We start from the raw sequence: 18,285 nt of genomic DNA, 5'->3' as shown, positions 1-18,285 counted from the left end.
GAGGCTTGATCTCATCCCCGCGACGTGTGAAGCCCGCCTCCCCGGAACCGGGGAGACGGGCTTCACACGTACAGCGGGAAAGGATCACACGCTCCGGAACGCCAGCACCACGTTGTGCCCGCCGAACCCGAACGAGTTGTTGATCGCCGCGATCGGCCCCTCGGGCAACGGCCGCGGAGTGTCACGCACGATGTCGGCCTCGACCGCGTCGTCGAGGTTGTCGATGTTGATGGTCGGCGGAGCCATCCGGTGGTGCAGCGCCAGGACCGTCGCCACGGTCTCGATGCCACCCGCGCCACCGAGGAGGTGACCCGTCATCGACTTCGTCGCGGAGATCGCGACATGGTCCAGGTCGTCGCCCAGGATCTTGCGCAGCGCCCTCAGCTCGGCGACGTCGCCCTGCGGCGTGGACGTCGCGTGCGCGTTGAGGTGCACGACCTCGGACGGCTTGAGGTCCGTCTGGTCCAGCAGGTTCTGCATCGCCGCGGCGATACCGCGCCCGGTCGGCTCGGGCTGCGCGATGTGGTGGGCGTCCGCGGACAGCCCCTGGCCCAGCACCTCGCAGTAGACCCGGGCGCCGCGCGCGGCGGCGTGCTCCGCGGACTCCAGGATGACGATGCCGGCGCCCTCGCCGAGGACGAAGCCGTCCCGGGCGGTGTCGTAGGGGCGCGAGGCCTTCTCGGGCTCGTCGTTGCTCTTGGACATCGCCATCATGTTGGCGAACGCGGCGATCGGCAGCGGGTGGATGGCCGCCTCGGTGCCACCGGCGAGGACCACATCGGCACGGCCGGTGCGGATCATCTCGACGGCGTACCCGATCGCCTCGGCGCCCGACGCACAGGCGGAGACCGGGGTGTGGACGCCCGCCTGGGCGTTCACCTCGATACCGACGTTGGCGGCCGGACCGTTGGGCATGAGCATGGGCACGGTGTGCGGGGAGACGCGGCGTACGCCCTTCTCCTTCAGCACGTCGTACTGGTCGAGCAGGGTGATCACGCCGCCGATACCGGAAGCGATGACCGAGCCCAGCCGCTCGGGCTGGATGTTCTCGTCCTCACCGGCCTTGCCGGTGAAGCCCGCGTCCGCCCACGCCTCACGGGCCGCGATCAGCGCGAACTGCGCCGAGCGGTCCAGCTTGCGGGCGAGCGGGCGGGGCAGGACGTCACCCGGGTCGACGGCCGCGAGGGCCGCGATCCGGACAGGCAGTTCGGCGAAACGTTCGCCCTCGAGAGGCTTGACGCCGGACCGGCCGGCCATCAGACCTTCCCAGGTCGATGCGGAATCGCCACCCAGCGGAGTGGTTGCGCCGATACCGGTGACGACCACGGTGCGATTGGTCGAGCTCACTGGAAAATCTTCTCCACGTGTAGGGGGTCGTGAATCAGCGGCGCCACCGCCGGGTGGCGACACACGAGCCGGCTGGATCAGGCCTGGTGCTTGAGGATGTAGTCGGCAGCATCGCCGACCGTCTTGAGGTTCTTGACGTCCTCGTCGGGAATCTTGACGTCGAAGCGCTCCTCGGCGGCGACGACGACCTCGACCATGGACAGCGAGTCGACGTCCAGGTCGTCGGTGAAGGACTTGTCCAGCTGGACGTCCTCGACCGGGATACCGGCGATCTCGTTGACGATCTCGGCGAGACCGGTGACGATCTCTTCCTGAGTGGCGGCCATGTTGGCGCTCCTTCGGTGTATATCTGCTGGGTTCGGGTGTCCGGGCCGGAAAGACCCGGTGTGCCTAGGGGAGAGTAACGACCGTCGCGGCGTAGACGAGACCCGCCCCGAAGCCGATGACGAGCGCGGTGTCGCCGCTCTTCGCCTGACCGGTCGCCAGAAGCCGCTCCATAGCGAGCGGAATCGAGGCGGCGGAGGTGTTGCCGGTGGTCTCCACGTCACGGGCGACCGTGACGTGCTCCGGCAGCTTCAGGGTCTTCACCATCGAGTCGATGATCCGCATGTTGGCCTGGTGCGGAATGAAGACGTCCAGGTCTTCCGGGGCGATCCCGGCCGCGTCCAGCGCCTGCTGGGCGACCTTCGCCATCTCGAACACGGCCCAGCGGAAGACCGCCTGGCCCTCCTGCGTGATGGCCGGGAACTTCTCCGGTCGTTCGGCGTGGAAGGTGTCCCACGCCACGGTCTGCTTGATCGTCTCGGACTTGTCGCCCTCGGAGCCCCATACCGTGGGGCCGATGGCGGGCACCTTGGACGGGCCGACGATGACGGCTCCGGCGCCGTCGCCGAACAGGAACGCCGTCGCGCGGTCGTTCAGGTCGGTGAGGTCGCTCAGCCGCTCCACGCCGATCACGAGCACGTACTGTGCCGAGCCCTCGACGATCATGCCCTTGGCGAGCGTCAGGCCGTAGCCGAAGCCCGCGCAGCCGGCCGAGATGTCGAACGCGGCGGGCTTGCCCGCGCCGATCTTGTGGGCGATCTCGGTGGCGATGGCCGGGGTCTGCTTGAAGTGCGAGACGGTGGAGACGATGACCGCGCCGATCTGCGACGGGGTGATCCCGGCATCGGCGATGGCCTTGCCGGACGCCTCGACGGACATCGCCGCCACGGTCTCCTCGTCGGAGGCCCAGTGGCGGGTGGCGATGCCGGACCGGGAGCGGATCCACTCGTCGGAGGAGTCGATCGTCTCGAGGATCACCTCGTTCGGCACGACACGGGTCGGGCGGTAGCCGCCGACACCCATGATCCGTGCGTACGGGGCGCCCTGACTGGGCTTGATCTTCGACATGCTCTCGGGCTCCTTAGGCGCCCGCGTGCTCAGCGATGAGCGCGCGGGCCGCGTCGAGGTCGTCGGGGGTCTTGAGCGCGAGGGTCTGCACGCCGGGCAGCGCACGCTTGGCGAGACCGGTGAGCGTGCCGCCGGGGCAGGCCTCGATCAGCGCCGTGACACCCAGTTCCTTGAAGGTCTCCATGCACAGGTCCCAGCGGACCGGGTTGGCGACCTGGCCGACCAGGCGGGAGATGACCTCCGCGCCGGTGGCGACGGTCCGCCCGTCGGCGTTCGAGACATATGTCACGGCCGGGTCGGAGACCTCCAGGGCCGCGGCGGCCTCGCGGAGCCGCTCGACGGCGGGTGCCATGTGGTGCGTGTGGAACGCGCCGGCGACCTTCAGGGGCACCACGCGGCGCACACCCTCGGGCTTGTCGTCGGCGAGCGCGGCGATCTGCGCGGCGGTGCCGGCGGCGACGATCTGACCGGCCCCGTTGACGTTCGCCGGGGTCAGGCCGAGCTTCTCCAGGTGCTGGATGGTGACCTCGGGGTCCCCGCCGAGCAGCGCGGCCATGCCGGTCTCGGTGACCGCCGCGGCCTCGGCCATGGCGAGCCCGCGGGTGCGTACGAGACGGAGGGCGGCCTCGTCGTCGATGACTCCGGCAAAAGCGGCCGCAGTGATTTCGCCAACGCTGTGACCTGCGACGACGTTCGGTGACGCGTCGAGTGCCGCTGCGGACAGCAGACCGGCTGCGACCAGCAGTGGCTGAGCCACCGCGGTGTCGCGGATCTCGTCCGCGTCGGCCTTCGTGCCGTAGTGGGCAAGGTCGAGCCCGATGGCGTCGGACCAGCCCGCGATGCGGTCGGTGGCACCGGGGAGGTCGAGCCAGGGAGTCAGGAAGCCGGGCGTCTGAGCGCCTTGGCCGGGAGCGACGAGTACGAGCACCCTCACACTCTCTCTTGTGAACGGTCCGGAACACCCGTGGGGACAGGGACGAAGAACCGTATGGGGAATTGTTGATGTCCGACAAAAGTCTAGGACTGAGGATCCCTGTCGGCCAGACGCCCCAGGATGAGGGCGATCCGCAGCGTGAACGCCGAGCGGACATCGGACGGTGACCACCCGGTGACGTCCGTCACACGTCGCAGCCGGTAGCGCACGGTGTTGGGGTGGACGAAGAGCATCCTGGCGGCCCCTTCGAGACTGCTCGCCTGTTCCAGATACACACTCAGCGTCTCCAGGAGAGCGGAACCCGCTTCTTCAAGCGGTCTGTAGATCTCCTCTACCAACTGGTCCCGCGCGGCCGGGTCACCCGCCATCGCGCGCTCCGGCAGCAGATCGTCCGCGAGGACCGGCCGGGGCGCGTCCTGCCAGGCGCTGCACGCCTTGAGCCCGGCGGCGGCGGCCTGCGCGGACCGGGTGGCCGCCAGCAGGTCGGGCACCACGGGACCGGCGACGACCGGACCCGCCGCGTACGGGCCGATCAGGGCCTTCGCGACCTGGAGCGGATTGTCGCTGCCGCCCGCGATGACGACGAGCCGGTTGCCGAGCACCCCGGTCAGGACCTGGAGCTTGGCGTGCCGGGCGGCCCGCCTGATCGCCTCCACGGTCAGCTCGCTGTCCCCGTCCGGTGCCGTGCCGAGCAGCACGCAGACGTGTTCGGGGGAGTTCCAGCCGAGCGCGGCGGCCCGGGACACGGCGCCCTCGTCGGCCTCCCCGGACAGCACCGCGTTCACCACGAGCGATTCGAGCCGGGCGTCCCACGCGCCCCGGGCCTCGGCGGCCTGGGCGTACACCTGGGCGGTCGCGAAGGCGATCTCCCGCGCGTAGACGAGCAGTGCCTCGCGCAGCACCGACTCGTCGCCGGGCGCGGCGACCTCGTCGATCGCGGCCTCCATGACCTCGATCGTCGTACGCACCATCTCGACGGTCTGCCGCAGCGTGATCGCCCGGGTCAACTCGCGCGGAGCCGTACCGAAGACATCGGTCGAGATGGCCTGCGGGGTCTCCGGATGCCGGAACCACTCGGTGAAGGCGGCGATACCGGCCTGGGCGACCAGGCCGATCCACGACCGGTTCTCCGGCGGCATGGCCCGGTACCAGGGCAGTGACTCGTCCATGCGGGCGATCGCGTTCGCGGCCAGCCGGCCGGAGGACTGCTCCAGCCGTTTCAGGGTCGCGGCATGGAGATGGGCGTCGTTCGCAGCGGGCTGCTCAGGATCGGGTCGGGGCACGGACACAAGACTGCCCTATCCGGACGGCCACCCGGAGGGGTGGGGCGGTCCGCGGGTCGTTCCGTCGGGTAGTGGCCCACGGCCGGGGCCCTGGTCCGGCGGCGCGGGCTACCGTGGGCCGGGTGATTTCCGTACGTCGCTCGGGCGACCGCTTCAGGGGCGGGGAAGAGGCGGCCGGCATCGAGTCCCGGCACTCCTTCTCCTTCGGCACCTTCTACGACCCGGACAACCTCCGCTTCGGCCCGGTCCTCGCCTGCAACGAGGAACGCCTGGCCCCCGGCGCGGGCTTCGACGAGCACCCGCACAGCCACACGGAGATCGTGACCTGGGTGGTGGAGGGGGAGCTGACCCACCGCGACTCCACCGGCCGTGCCACCGTCGTGCGGGCCGGGGACATCCAGCACCTCAGCGCGGCGGGCGGCGTCCGGCACGTCGAACGCAACGATGGGGACGTCCCGCTGACCTTCCTCCAGATGTGGCTCGCACCGCTGGAGCCGGGCGGCGAGCCCTCGTACACGACCGTCCCCGGCATCGCGGACTCCACCCCGTACGCCCTCCCGGAGGCGGGCGCGATGCTGCATGTCCGGCGACTGGGGGAGGGCGAGCGTTCTGCGGTGCCGGACGCGCCTCGGGTGTACGTCCATGTGGTGGCCGGGGAGGTGCGGATCAGCGACGAGGAGCTGGGGCCGGGCGACTCGGCGCGGATCACCGGGGAAGAGGGGCTGGAGCTGGTCGGCTGCGGCGGGGCGGCGGAGGCGCTGGTCTGGGAACTGCCGGGCTGAGGTGCCGGGCTGAGCTGCCGGGCTGAGCTGCCGGGCCGGCTTCAGGGTCGTCCCGCTGTGTTCTCGTCCGGCGGCGAGGCGCAACCGCCCGGTCCCACGGCTATCGGCTGCCTCGTCTGCACTCGCTGCGCCGCAGTGCGCGACGCCGAGCTCATGGCAGGGTGGCGGCCAACTCGCCCACCAGGGACACGTCGTGGCACTTGCCGTCCCGGCCGCCCCGGCACCACCACACCGGTGGACCGGTCGCGTCCGTTTCGCCCTGGGACCAGCCGTCAGTGGTTCCTGCGGGACGAGGATGCATTCCGATCCTGTGCTGCCAGCAGAGCGGCCAGACCTGCCGGAGCAACTCCATGACGGTCGCCTGAGCCGCATCCGCGACCACGGTCAGGACCGTCGTCGCATCGTCCGGCTCCGGCGGGTCGCCCTCCTCCAGGTCGTCCGCATTCACCGAATTGCCGTGCCAACGGCCGTCGGGCATCGCCACGTAGACCTGCCCCCTGTCGGTTCCGTTCGGGGGCAAGGGCTGAAAAGGCGGGGCGACCATCAGTACCAGCGCGTCCTGACCCGGCAGGGTCGCCGTCAGGTCGCGATTGACCACGGCGAGCGCGGCCTCCCACTCCGGCCACTGACCGGGCTGGACTCGCTCGAACTCCGAAAGATACTGCCGCTCATGACCAGGGCCGGTGCCGGAGTACGAGAAGTGGCTCACCGAGGCATCATCCCAGCCACAGTGTTCTTCACCGGTGGCTGAGGGCGAAGCCAGCTCCCTGAAAGCAGGTGGCGTCGTGGGTGCGGACCAGGCGACCTCACCGAGGCGCGCCGATCCTCTTCCGCCGGTGGGCGACGGGGAACACCCCGACGGCCGGCGATGAACAGCCACCGGCTCGATACCTCCAGCCCCGGACACCGGTCGAGCCGGCGAACCCATGCGGTCAGAGCGCTACCGATCGTTCTCCCGCCGCCACATCGACCACATCGGCGGCCCGGACCGAAACGTCATCTCCTCGTGCACGGCGAAACCGTGCCGCTCGTAGAACGTCAGATTGCGCCGGTTGCTCGACTCCAGGAACACCGGACGCCCGTCAGCCTCCGCCTGCGCCAGCAGCCCGCCCAGCACCTGCGACCCGCGCCCCGTGCCGCGCGCGTCGGCGTGGGTGCCTATGTACTCGACGTACCAGTGCGCGGGGTCGGCCGGATGGCGGTGCTCCAGGGCGAGCAGCCGCATCCCGGTACGGGGCAGTTGGGTGCGCGCCGCCCGCAGCAGGGTGCCCGCGTTGCGCAGCAGGTAGCTCGCAGGGAGCTTCCACTGTCCGGGCTCCGCCCACGCCGCCGCCACCGTGCGGTCCGGGTCGGTCCACACCCGGCCCGCCGGGACCTGCTGCGCCAGGTGCGCGGTGAACAGGAGCCGCAGCCGCCGGTCCCGGTCGTGCGGCATCAGCCACGACCAGACGGGGTCCTCGGCATAGGCGCTGGCGAGGACGGTGGCGAGCGCCGGTACGTCGGAGGCGGTGGCACGGACTATGTCGGTCATGGCCAGGGAGGGTATCGGCCATTCGTGATTTCCGACTACCGGGATGGCACGGCCTGTTGGCATGTTGGCCTCGGTACTTTCCCACCCGGCGGAACGGGCGAGAGATCATCTGTCGGTGTCTCAGGAGTACGGCCGTGGTTCGCCCGCCGTTCGCCCCGACGGCCTAGTTTTCGCAGGCACGCGCCGCCGTTCGCCCCCTGAATCTCTCTCCCCCAGAGGTCCCCTGATGACTCTCACCACCATCGAGCCCCCGTGCCTCGGCATCGAGAACACCGGAAATACCGAGATCACCGAGATCACCGAGATCACCGAGAACACCGAGATCGCCGAGATCACCGAGAACACCGAAAACATCGTGAACATCTCGGACAGAGAAATTGCCGAAAGAACCGGAGTCACCGAAAACGCCGTGAGCCCCGCCGGTGAATTCCGCATCACCCGGCGCCGGATGCTCCAGTCGGCCGCCGTCGCCCTCGGTGCGATGGCTGTCGGCCCGGTCGCCGAAGCGGTCGGCGGGGCGCGGGCCAGTGCGGCCGAATACGTCCTGCCCGAGGGCTTCAGCGGTGATATGTCCGATCTGAAGCATGTGGTGATCCTCATGCAGGAGAACCGGTCCTTCGACCACTACCTCGGTCAGCTGCCCGGTGTGCGCGGGCACCACGACAAGCAGGTCCTGAGGTTCCAGGACGGCACCGACGTCTTCCAGCAGCGCGACGCCACCGGCGCCATCGTGACGCCCGCCGTGTCGACCGCCACCTGGGGCGACAACCACAACTTCTACGGTGCCAACGGCGGGCGGTGGAACACCTGGGTGAAGGACAAGGGCGACCACTGCATGTGGTACTACACGCCCGACCACATGCCGTGGATGTACTCGCTCGCCTCCCAGTACACCGTCTGCGACATGAACTTCTGCTCGTTGCACGGGCCGACCATCCCGAACCGCTACTACCTGATGACCGGTTCGGCGGGCGGCGAGATCTCCAACGCCGGCCAGAACAACTACAGCCGCGGCTGGACCACGGTCCCCGAGCAGCTCCAGCAGGCCGGCATCGACTGGCGGGTCTACTCCGACAACAGCGGCAAGGGCGTCGGCGGCAGCCTCCAGAGCGGCTATGTCGGTGAGTACGGCTGCAATGTCACCAACAGCTTCAAGTCCTTCGACCCCCACACGGCGGACGAGGACGATCTCGCACCCGGCACCGGCAAGATCTGGAAGGCCAACTCCTTTGTTTACGCGGGCGCCACCACGCCCAACGACGACTCCGAGGCGAACCTCGACGCGGTCCTCCGCGACCTGATCGCCGCCTGCGAGCCGGGGGCGGAGCATCCGCTTCCCGAGGTCTCCTGGGTGGTGATGCCCGCCGCGTGGAGCGAGCACCCGGGCTTCGACACCGTGCACGGTGAGCGCTACATGAACAAGGTGCTCCGGACGCTCCAGAGCAACGAGGACATCTGGAACCACACCCTGGTGATCATCACCTACGACGAGAACGACGGAAAGTTCGACCATGTACTGCCCCCGCGCCCGGAGCCGGGCACGGCCGGTGAGTTCTCGGGCACCACTCCGTACGGGTTCGGGCCTTGGGTGCCGATGCTGCTGGTCTCGCCGTGGACACGAGGCGGCTACGTCGCGTCGGAGGTGTTCGACCACACCTCGACGGTGAAGTTCCTGGAGACCTGGGCCGCCTCCCTGGGCAAGCCGTTCACCTGCCCGAACATCACCGACTGGCGCCGGGCCGTCGCCGGCGACCTGACCAGCGCGATCGACTTCGCGCACCCGCAGCCGGGTCCGGTCGTCATCGCGGACCCGGTCACCGGGACCCCGCCGGAGCTCCCGGCGGACAGGATGAAGCCGCGCGGCCTCTCCTTCCACCCGCACGCCACGTTCACCGAGAACCGCTCCGCCGGCACGGTGACCGCGTCCATGACGCTGTCCGGCGGTGCGGCGGGCAAGGCGGTGAGCCTCCAGGTCTTCCCCGACCAGTACCTCGCCTTCGCCAACACGCCGTACACGGTGACCGAGGCGGCCCCCCGTTCGTACACCTGGGACGTGAAGAAGACCGACGGCAAGTACGCCTTCTCCGTCTACGGGCCCGACGGCTTCCTGCGCTCCTTCGCCGGACAGGTGATTCCCGCGAGCCAGAAGAACATCGGCATTCCGCGCATCGAGGCGGAGCTGGGCAGGGGCAGGCACGGCGAGGTCAGGCTGACGCTCCACAACGACGGTACGCAGGCCGTCCGTTACACGCTGACGGCCAACGACTACCTGGGCGGCACCCAGAGGTACACCGTCGCCGGCGGCGCCTCCACCGTCGTGGACTGGCCCACCGAGCAGGGCTACTACGACGTGGTGCTCACCGCCAGCACCGGGACCGGCTGGACCCAGCGGTACGCCGGCCGTGTCTCGACGGTCTGAGGAGAGAGAAGAGCATGCGACCCAGAGCCAGACTCCTGGTGGCCGCCACGGCCGCCTTCGCGGCGCTCCTCGCGCCGTTCTCCGTGATGACGGCGACGGCGGCCGACATCGCGCCGACAGCGGCAGCCGCCGTCCCCGTTCCCGATCCGAACGTCCTGGACGTGGACTTCGCCGACGGCAAGCCGACGGACCACGCCCAGAATCTTGCGCCCGTCACCAAGGGCACCCCGTCCATCACCCACGACCAGAGCGTGGCCAAGCGCGCGGCGACCTTCAACGGCACCACGGACGCGTACACCTATCCGTTCGCCGCGCAGTGGCCCAAGCTGACCGGTGGGTTCTCGGTGGAGTGCCGGTTCCGCTGGAACGGTGATTCCCTGCCCGCCTCGGGGCAGGCGGCGATCTGCTCCAACGCCCAGTCGGGCGGCGCCGACCTGCAGATCGACAGCGGCCGGCTGGCGTTCTCGGTGAACGTCGGCGGCTACAAGTACACCCGCGCCCCGATCGTGCCCGGCCAGTGGTACGACGCGGTCGCCACCTGGGACGGCCAGAGCGTCAAGCTGTACGTCGACGGCGCCCTCGCCTCGACCACGGCCGCCGCGGGCCCGCTCACCGTCCCCGCCGCCGGGGCGCAGAACTGGACCCTGGGCGCCGACTCGGCGGGCGGCGGCGGTATCGAGACCCCCTCGCCGGTCACCCTCAGTACCGCCCATGTCTGGGACTCGGCGCTCTCGGCCGACCAGGTGGCGTCCTTCGTGCGGCGGAACACGGCCCCGCCGCCGGACGCCCCGGACTGCTCCGCGTACCGGAAGGGGATCGCGGACGCGGCCGACGCCGCCGCCGGGTCCGTCGTCCTGAACGAGGACTTCTCGGATGCGGCCGGTGTCAACTGCTGGAACCAGGCCACCGGTTCGGCCTCGTGGAAGGTGACCGGCGGCCGTCTGACCGGGAACTCGCCCGCCGCCGGGGACGATCCGCTGATCACCTTCGGCCCGCATCTGGACGACTACGTCCTCCGGGCGACCGCCCGCTTCGACAGCGTGCTCCGGCCCACCGGCCCGTGGTTCGGGGTGGTCGCCGACACGCCCGGCAACGGCGTCCGCCCGTACCCGGTCTTCGCGGTCGCCGCCGACACCACGGCCGCCGACGGGGTCCGCGCGATGACCCGGTTCCCCGCGTCCACGACGGGCATCAAGAGCGCGGCGTACAGCTCGGACCTGGGCACCGGCACCGATGTGGACATCGCCCTCGAAGTGCACGGCACGGTGGCGAACCTCCACCTCAACGGCCGCCCGGTGCTCACCGGCGTCAGGATTCCCCGCACGGCCAAGGGGGTGCTCGGTCTGGAACTCGACTCGGCGAGCGTGTCGTTCGACCGGCTCTCGGTGACCAAGCTCGGCCCGCTCGGCACGGCAGGTTTCATGTCCGCCACCTTCAGGCTGCCCGCCACGGTGGTCTCCGGCGACATCGACCAGCCGCTCGCCGGGCTGTGGAGCACCGGCTGGACCGAACAGAACGATGCGCCGGTCAGTTTCTCCGAGGTGACGGGGGACAGCTGGCTCGACGTGAGCCCCGGGGGCGTTGTCACGGGCACCGCCCCCGACGACGTACCGCAGGACGACGGCACGATCACCGTCCGGGCCACCGACGGCACGACGACCGCGCAGATCGAGGTGCAGGTCCCGGTCGCCGCTCGGGGCGCGGCGCCGCGGATCCAGAGCGCTTCGTGGAACGCCTGGGAGGGCGGAGGCCATGTCACGGACGCGGTGGGGAAGAACGTCGCGGTGATCGCCACCCAGGGCATCGGCCTGATCGGCTTCCAGGACGGCGGGGCGGACATGGCCCGGCAGGTCGCCGACGCGCTGGGCTGGCACGTGCACGCCTCCGGGGATCTCGGTATCGTCTCCGCCCACCCGATCGCGGCCACCGACCGGGTTGCCCCGAGCGACGCAGCCCCGGCGGCGGCCGTCACCCTCGATGTGGCCGGTACGCCGGTGCGGGTGTGGGACGCGCGTCTGGACGAGGCCGACTACGGCCCCTACCGGGCGTGTTTCGACGGCGCCGCAGACCTGACGGCACATGAGAGGACCACCACCCGTTACGCCCAGGCCCGGGAGATCGCCCGGAAGATGGCGGGCGACCTGTCCGGCAGCGGTGGCACCCCGGTGCTCCTCCTCGGTGACCTGGCCTCCCCGTCGGGCACCGACTGGACCTCGGCGACCTCGGACACCCACTGCGGCGCGGGCGCCGTGGACTGGCCGGTGCCGGAGGTCTTCGCGGACCTCGGTCTGACCGACTCCTACCGGGTCGTCAACACCGACCCCTCGGCCGACCCGGGCAACACCTGGTCGCCCATCACCTCGACCCACTCCGACGGGCAGCCCGAACCGCAGGACCGTATCGACTACGTCTGGTACGCCGGTGACGGTGTCCAGGTGGCCGAGGCGCACCCGCTCACTGTCGGCTGGCCGTCCGAGGACGACGTGGCGGACAACTCCTGGGCCAGTGACCACGCGGCGGCGGTCACCACCTTCACCGTCGGCGAGGATTCCACCGAACCGGCGCCCGAGCTGCCGGTCGTCTCGGTGGACAACCGCACCGTCGCGTACCAGGAGGGCCACGGCCCGGCGGACGTCGCCGCGTTCCTCAAGAGGACGGGCGCCACCGCCGACCCGGCCGACGCGACCCTCTCGGCCGATCTCGCCACGATCGATTTCGCCACCCCCGGCTGGTACACGGTGCTGATCACGGCGGTCAGCGGCCGCTACACCTCGAACCCGGTCGCGATCACCGTCCGGGTGGCACCCGTCCCCGGACTGACCCTCTCCGCCGGCACCGCGACCTTCGCCGTCGGTGACCCCCTCGACGAGGCGGCCGTCCTGGCGCGGCTCGAACCGATCCTGGATGTACCGGGTGCGGTGAACGTCGATCTGTCGGGCGTGGACGCCTGGGTGCCCGCCGCCTATCCGGTGACGGTGACGGCCACCGACGAGTGGGGCTTCACGGCGAACCGGCCGGCGACCGTCGAGGTCGTGGGCACCGAGCCCTGGGACGCGTCGAAGATCTACGACAACACGGACATGGTCACCTACCGGGGCGCGTTCTACCGGGCGGCCTGGTGGACACGGAACCAGAAGCCGGGCGACCCTTACGGGCCGTGGCAGGAGATCAGCACGGCCGAGGACGGCACCGCCGTGTGGACCGCGTCGAGGATCTTCCTGGCGGGCGACGTCGCGACCCACCAGGGCGTGACGTACCGGGCGAAGTGGTGGACCCGGAACCAGAAGCCGGGCGACCCGCACGGGCCCTGGACGGTGACCACGGGCTGACGCGCCCGGCGTTGCACCGCGTACGGGCTTACGACGCCCTCGGAGGGTGCTGCGTGTGACGCCGAGCAGTTCGAAGAAAGCCACGTGGTCACTGCCGCCCCGGCGATGTGCCGGGGCGGCAGTGACCACAGTGAAGGCAGCAGGCCCACTGCTAGTTGGCGAACTGCGGGTCCTTCTTCTGGTTGTAGATCTCCTTGCCGGACGCGTCGTAGGCATGGACGTAAGGGTTCGGACCCGTGAAGCGCTGGCCCGAGTGAGACGTGCCGGGGGTCAGCGCCGCCGCGTAGGCGAACGCGCCGCCTGCCATGACCGCCGGGTACTGCTTCGGGCTGTCGCCGTAGCTGATGGTGATCTTGGCAACGTTGGACGCGTAGTGCCCGGCGCCCAGCATGAGGTGCTGCTTCTTGCCGGCGGGCGCGCCGATGGAGTCGAAGTACGAGATCGTGTGACCGGTGCCCCACAGGCGGTTGTTGATGAACGTGGGCGGCGAGTCCGGACTGTTGCCCTTGTCGCCCTTCGACTCGCATTGCACGTACTGGCCGGCGGAGTCGACGGCGACGACCACGCCGTCCGCGTCCTGTGAGGCGACGGGAGTGCGGACCGCGATCACCGCGTGGTAGCGCGCCGCGTCCGAGCCCAGGCAGGAGGACAGGATCTTGGCGACGGTCCCGGTGTCGATCGGGGTCGTCTTCGTGCTGGTGATGGTGAACGTGTCCTGGGCGGGGGACTCGGGAGCCGAGGACGGTGTCGAGCCGGCTCCGCCCGACGTGGAGCCGGGCGTTGCGCTCGCACTCGGTGACGCGGTGGTGTTCGTCGGGTTTCCGGCGGGGCTGGCGAGAAGCGGCTTGGCGTCCCCTACCCCGCTGAAGCCGGCCACGGCCGCGACGCTCAGCGCCGCAACGCCTGCGGCGACACCCAGCGGCACTGCCCACCCGCGTCGCAGCGAAGCACGGTATTCCTCGGGATCGATCTTCATCAGTAGCTCCTCTCGGGTCCGCCGGTGGTTCGGCAGATCACGATCGGAAGGAGCCGCAGGAATGCCCTGCGTGTCATTCATCGTGCGACCTCTTCCGCGTTGACGGGATTCTTCGAACTGAACGACGCCGTGACCGTGGTTCCGCCAATGAGGTCGTGGTCGGCCCCCAGCCTCCGCCGCGCCCGGTGCAATCTGGACTTCACCGTTCCGACCGCCACCTTCAGCGCTGCCGCGGCCGCCTGCTGATCCAGGCCCGACCACACGCAGAGCTCGACGACCTCGCGTTCGTGGCGAGGCAGCCGGGCCAGCGCCCGGTGGATTTCCGACATGCGACGCTCGTCGTCCACCTGGACGGCGACGCGCTCCGCGTGGTCGCCCACCTGCTCGTCGTGCGAGATGAGCCGGTGCAGCAACGCCTCGGCCCGCCTCAGCCGCCGCCTGGTGTTCGACAGCAGACGGTCGGCGATGCCGAGCAGCCACGGCAAGGCCGAGTCGCGGTCCAGCACCGTCTCCGATCGCCGACGCCAGGCATGCAGGAAGACGGCCGAAGTGAGGTCTTCGGCCTCCGCCCAGTCGGCCGTCCGCCGGAACAGATGGTTGTAGACGGTCTTGCCATGACGGTCGAAGATCCGGCCGAACGCCTCCCGGTCGCCGCCGACGGCCCTCATCCACAACTCCCGGTCAGATACACCTCTGACCGGTGTGGCGGGACCAGCGTCGTTCAGTTCCATGCTCTATACGTGTCCGGCAACCGGCCGAAGGTTCCCGATGAGCCGGCTCCGTGTTGACGGAGAGGTTTGGCCCTGCCGTTCTACGTGTTTCGCCCACCCCGCCCGGAGGGGCTGCCCCAACACGCGGAAGGTATCGGGCTGCCGCTGACGGGGGCCTCGCCGGCGCGACGGCCGCCGCCGCGTCAGCGGCACCGGGCGGCGGTCGGCGCGGCAGCGGGGTGCCGCAGGGGCCGCAACTGGGCTCAGGCACGCCGGGTGTAGTGGGCGGGCCTCGTCATCGTGGGCCCCGCCGGACGAACCCGGACAAGGTCACTTCGCGCAGAGACTCTCCACGAAGCCCCGCCAGGCATCGGCCCCGACGACGACGACGGGCCCGCCGGGGTTCTTGCTGTCACGGACGGGAACGGAGGCGGCGCAGCCGGTCGCCACCTCGACGCACTCGCCGCCGTTCGTACCGCTGTACGACGACTTACGCCAGGCCGCGCCGCCGGTTACGGTGCACTCGACACACTCGCCGCCAGAGCTTCCGCTGTAGCTGGACTTACGCCACTGCGCGCTCTTCAGGTCGGGGCCGGTCTCCATAACGCTCCTCCATCACGCGGGCGATCAGAGCCGCCGAATCCTCCACGGAGAGGGCGCCGGCCTGCAAGTGAGCGTAACGGAGCGAGGCTTCCCTGACCATGTCGGGACTGGCCGTCATATGGCCGGAGATGATGTCCTCGGTATAGATGATGTCCGGGTCGTCGTCGAAGCGCATGGTGGTGAATGACCCTTCCAGGCTTGCGTGTTCACCTGCGGTGAAGGGCAGCACCTGGATCTGCATCCACCGGTTGGTGGTGAACTCCAACAGCCGGAGCAGTTGGGCGCGCATGACCTCCTCGCAGCCGATCGGCCGGTACAGTGCGGCCTCGTCCAGGATGGCCCAGGCCAACGGCGGCCGTTCGCGCTCCAGAATGCGCTGACGCTCCATCCGGGCGGCGAGCACGGCCTCCAGATCGTCCGGCATTCCGGTGGCCAGTACGGCCCGCGCGTAGTCCTCCGTCTGCAACAGCGTGTGGTTCGAGTGCCCGGCCGCCGCGTCGGGCGTGGGTGCCGCCCCGGTTACGCCGACAGTTCGGCCAGTACCGCGTCCGTGAACGGGGTCCACACCTCGGCGGCCCACGGCCCGAAGGCCCGGTCGGTGAGCGCCACGCAGGCCGCACCCGCCACCGGGTCGATCCACAGGAACGTGCCGGACTGGCCGAAGTGCCCGAAGGTCGCGGGGGAGGAGTTCGCGCCGGTCCAGTGCGGCGACTTGGAGTCCCGGATCTCGAAGCCGAGACCCCAGTCGTTGGGGTTCTGGTGGCCGTAGCCCGGCAGTACGCCCTTCAGCCCGGGGTGGACGACGCTCTGCGCGGCGAGCACCGTGCGCGGGTCGAGGAGGCGGGGGGCCTGCACCTCGGCCGCGAACCGCAGCAGGTCGTCGACGGTGGAGACGCCGTCGCGGGCGGGCGAGCCGTCCAGGGTGGTCGCGGTCATGCCCAGGGGCTCCAGGACCGCCTGGCGGGCGTACTCCGGGAACGGGATGTCGGTGGCCTTGGCGATGTGGTCGCCGAGCACTTCGAAGCCCGCGTTGGAGTAGAGCCGCCGGGTGCCGGGCGGGGCCGTCACCCGGTGCTCGTCGAAGGCGAGGCCGCTGGTGTGGGCGAGCAGGTGCCGGACCGTGGAACCCTCGGGCCCGGCCGGTTCGTCGAGCTCGACCGCGCCCTCCTCGTACGCCACCAGCGCCGCGTAGGCGGCGAGCGGCTTGGTGACGGAGGCGAGCGGGAACCGGTGCGCGGTCGGACCGTGCCGGCCGAGGACGGTGCCGTCCGCTCGTACGACGGCTGCTGCCGCGGTGGGGACGGGCCAGTTCTCGATCATCGCCAGGCTCTGCATGCGTATGAGCCTAGGTTCTGCCCGGCCCCCGCCGAAACCCGGCTCCGGTTGCGCTTGCTTCGAGTGCACTCCAGGGTTCTAGCGTGGAGGTATGACGGTGATGGAGACCACTTCGACTTCGACGGGGCTCGATGTCTGCGCAGCGCCGCCCAAGGCGCATCCGCGCCCCGAGGGGCATGACCAGTACACGATCAGCGAGGTGGTCGCGTTCACCGGGCTCACCGCACACACGCTGCGCTGGTACGAGCGGATCGGGCTGATGCCGCACGTCGACCGGTCGCACACCGGACAACGCCGCTTCACCAACCGTGACCTGGACTGGCTGACCTTCGTCGGCAAGCTGCGGCTGACCGGGATGCCGGTCGCCCACATGGTCCGTTACGCGGAACTGCTGCGTGAGGGCGAGCACACCTTCGGGGAACGGCAGGAACTGCTGGAGGCGACCCGCCGCGACGTGAGGACGCGGATCGCGGAGCTCCAGGACACCCTCGCCGTCCTCGACCGCAAGATCGACTTCTATGCGGGCGCCCGACGGGCGCCGGAGAGGCCCAGTGCCTGATGACTGACAACAAGATCGCCACCGTGGAGCTCGGCAGGGGCGGACCGCGGATCGGCGTCCAGGGGCTCGGCTGCATGGGCATGAGCGAGTTCTACGGGGAGACCGACGAGGCCGCCGCACGCGAAACGCTGGAGACGGCCCTCTCCGTGGGCGTCACGCTCTTCGACACCGCGGACATCTACGGCGCCGGTGCCAACGAGACGTTCATCTCGCCGTTCGTCGGGGCGCACCGGGACGAGATCACCCTCGCCACGAAGTTCGCCATCGAGCGCCGGGACGACGACCCGCACTACCGGGGCGTGCGCAACGACCCCGCGTACATCCGGCAGGCCGTCGAGCACAGCCTGCGCCGACTGAACACCGATGTCATCGACCTCTACTACATGCACCGCCGCGACCCGGCCGTGCCGCTGGCCGAGTCCGTCGGCGCCATGGCCGAGCTGGTGCGGCAGGGCAAGGTCAAGCAGCTCGGGCTGAGCGAGGTGACCGGTGCGGAGCTGCGCGAGGCGCACGCCGTGCACCCGATCGCCGCCCTCCAGTCGGAGTGGTCGCTCTTCAGCCGGGACATCGAGCGCAGCGCGGTGCCCGCGGCCGTGGAGCTCGGCGTGACGGTCGTGCCGTACTCGCCGCTCGGCCGGGGCTTCCTGACCGGGGCGTTCGCGGACGCGAGCAAGGACCTGACGAAGAACGACTACCGGCAGTTCCAGCCGCGCTTCACCGGCGACAACGCGAAGACGAACGCCGCGCTGCTGGAGCCGGTCCACAAGATCGCCGCCGCGCACGGGGCGACCGCCGCCCAGGTGGCGCTGGCCTGGGTGCAGCAGCGCGCCCAGGTGCACGGCCTGACCGTGGTCCCGATCCCGGGCACCCGCAAGAGCAGCCGCCTGCTGGAGAACGTCGGCGCCACCCGGATCACGCTGACCCCGGAGGAGCTGGCCCTGCTGGAGCCGATCGCCGGTCAGGTCGCGGGGGACCGCTACCCGGACATGAGCTCGACGTCGGCGGCCCGCGAGTGAGCACCTGCCGCGCGGCCGGTTGACCGGCGAGAAACCGCAGGGTTCGGCTGGACAGGCCGACTGAGGATG

The 18,285-nt window shown here is 70.3% G+C and carries 16 protein-coding genes and 1 pseudogene; 5 read left to right on the top strand and 12 right to left on the bottom strand.

Features of this window, described 5'->3' with window-relative positions; genetic code table 11:
- Positions 1 to 84: 84 nt before the first annotated feature.
- From fabF to FHX80_RS06435, 5 genes are all read right to left on the bottom strand, one after another.
- Positions 85 to 1,347: a beta-ketoacyl-ACP synthase II gene (fabF, locus tag FHX80_RS06455; protein ID WP_145763318.1), complete on the bottom strand. Its 1,263-nt coding sequence runs from the start codon at positions 1,345 to 1,347 to the stop codon at positions 85 to 87.
- Positions 1,348 to 1,424: 77 nt separating this feature from the next.
- Complete coding sequence (locus FHX80_RS06450; protein WP_024490626.1) at positions 1,425 to 1,673, bottom strand: acyl carrier protein; 249 nt, start codon at positions 1,671 to 1,673, stop codon at positions 1,425 to 1,427.
- Between the two features lie 64 nt (positions 1,674 to 1,737).
- Positions 1,738 to 2,739 (bottom strand): ketoacyl-ACP synthase III, encoded by a 1,002-nt coding sequence (locus tag FHX80_RS06445; RefSeq protein WP_145763317.1) that lies wholly within the window; start codon positions 2,737 to 2,739, stop codon positions 1,738 to 1,740.
- A gap of 13 nt (positions 2,740 to 2,752) precedes the next feature.
- A complete protein-coding gene (locus tag FHX80_RS06440; protein ID WP_145763316.1) occupies positions 2,753 to 3,667 on the bottom strand; it encodes an ACP S-malonyltransferase in 915 nt (304 codons plus the stop codon).
- 89 nt (positions 3,668 to 3,756) lie between these two features.
- Positions 3,757 to 4,956 carry a PucR family transcriptional regulator gene (locus tag FHX80_RS06435; protein ID WP_208764589.1) on the bottom strand — a complete coding sequence of 400 codons (1,200 nt, stop codon included), beginning with the start codon at positions 4,954 to 4,956 and terminating at the stop codon, positions 3,757 to 3,759.
- Positions 4,957 to 5,078: 122 nt separating this feature from the next.
- Here FHX80_RS06435 and FHX80_RS06430 point away from each other — a divergent pair, with 122 nt between their 5' ends.
- On the top strand, positions 5,079 to 5,738 hold the full coding sequence (locus tag FHX80_RS06430) for a pirin family protein (protein WP_145763314.1): 660 nt from the start codon (positions 5,079 to 5,081) through the stop codon (positions 5,736 to 5,738).
- A 151-nt stretch (positions 5,739 to 5,889) separates the two neighbouring features.
- On the opposite strand, the gene FHX80_RS06425 is transcribed toward FHX80_RS06430, so the two are convergent.
- The gene (locus tag FHX80_RS06425) at positions 5,890 to 6,447 is read right to left on the bottom strand and encodes a hypothetical protein (protein ID WP_244318149.1); all 558 of its coding nucleotides are present in this window, start codon (positions 6,445 to 6,447) and stop codon (positions 5,890 to 5,892) included.
- A 231-nt stretch (positions 6,448 to 6,678) separates the two neighbouring features.
- Positions 6,679 to 7,269 (bottom strand): GNAT family N-acetyltransferase, encoded by a 591-nt coding sequence (locus FHX80_RS06420; protein ID WP_145763313.1) that lies wholly within the window; start codon positions 7,267 to 7,269, stop codon positions 6,679 to 6,681.
- A 226-nt stretch (positions 7,270 to 7,495) separates the two neighbouring features.
- On the opposite strand from FHX80_RS06420, the gene FHX80_RS06415 reads away from it, so the two are divergent.
- Positions 7,496 to 9,688: an alkaline phosphatase family protein gene (locus tag FHX80_RS06415; RefSeq protein ID WP_244318148.1), complete on the top strand. Its 2,193-nt coding sequence runs from the start codon at positions 7,496 to 7,498 to the stop codon at positions 9,686 to 9,688.
- 14 nt (positions 9,689 to 9,702) lie between these two features.
- The gene (locus FHX80_RS06410; protein WP_145763312.1) at positions 9,703 to 13,017 is read left to right on the top strand and encodes a LamG-like jellyroll fold domain-containing protein; all 3,315 of its coding nucleotides are present in this window, start codon (positions 9,703 to 9,705) and stop codon (positions 13,015 to 13,017) included.
- A 151-nt stretch (positions 13,018 to 13,168) separates the two neighbouring features.
- On the opposite strand, the gene FHX80_RS06405 is transcribed toward FHX80_RS06410, so the two are convergent.
- From FHX80_RS06405 to FHX80_RS06385, 5 genes and pseudogenes are all read right to left on the bottom strand, one after another.
- Positions 13,169 to 13,993, bottom strand: a complete 825-nt coding sequence (locus FHX80_RS06405; protein ID WP_167523369.1) for a hypothetical protein — start codon at positions 13,991 to 13,993, stop codon at positions 13,169 to 13,171.
- Positions 13,994 to 14,070: 77 nt separating this feature from the next.
- Entirely contained in the window at positions 14,071 to 14,724 is a 654-nt protein-coding gene (locus tag FHX80_RS06400) for an RNA polymerase sigma factor (protein WP_145763310.1), read from the bottom strand.
- A gap of 309 nt (positions 14,725 to 15,033) precedes the next feature.
- A complete protein-coding gene (locus FHX80_RS06395) occupies positions 15,034 to 15,306 on the bottom strand; it encodes a DUF397 domain-containing protein (protein ID WP_145763309.1) in 273 nt (90 codons plus the stop codon).
- Positions 15,266 to 15,775 (bottom strand): annotated as a pseudogene (locus FHX80_RS06390) (DUF5753 domain-containing protein); the annotation flags it as partial. The pseudogene FHX80_RS06390 and the gene FHX80_RS06395, both read right to left, overlap by 41 nt.
- Before the next feature lie 50 nt (positions 15,776 to 15,825).
- The gene (locus FHX80_RS06385) at positions 15,826 to 16,641 is read right to left on the bottom strand and encodes a serine hydrolase domain-containing protein (protein WP_145763308.1); all 816 of its coding nucleotides are present in this window, start codon (positions 16,639 to 16,641) and stop codon (positions 15,826 to 15,828) included.
- Between the two features lie 91 nt (positions 16,642 to 16,732).
- Between FHX80_RS06385 and FHX80_RS06380 the strand changes: the two genes are divergently transcribed.
- Positions 16,733 to 17,200 (top strand): MerR family transcriptional regulator, encoded by a 468-nt coding sequence (locus FHX80_RS06380; protein ID WP_145763307.1) that lies wholly within the window; start codon positions 16,733 to 16,735, stop codon positions 17,198 to 17,200.
- Positions 17,200 to 18,216: an aldo/keto reductase gene (locus FHX80_RS06375; RefSeq protein ID WP_145763306.1), complete on the top strand. Its 1,017-nt coding sequence runs from the start codon at positions 17,200 to 17,202 to the stop codon at positions 18,214 to 18,216. Before FHX80_RS06380 ends, FHX80_RS06375 begins: the two co-directional genes overlap by 1 nt.
- The last annotated feature ends 69 nt before the right edge of the window (positions 18,217 to 18,285 follow it).

This window comes from Streptomyces brevispora, from assembly GCF_007829885.1.
GTDB lineage: Bacteria > Actinomycetota > Actinomycetes > Streptomycetales > Streptomycetaceae > Streptomyces > Streptomyces brevispora.
This window is presented reverse-complemented; position numbering and strand designations above follow the sequence as displayed.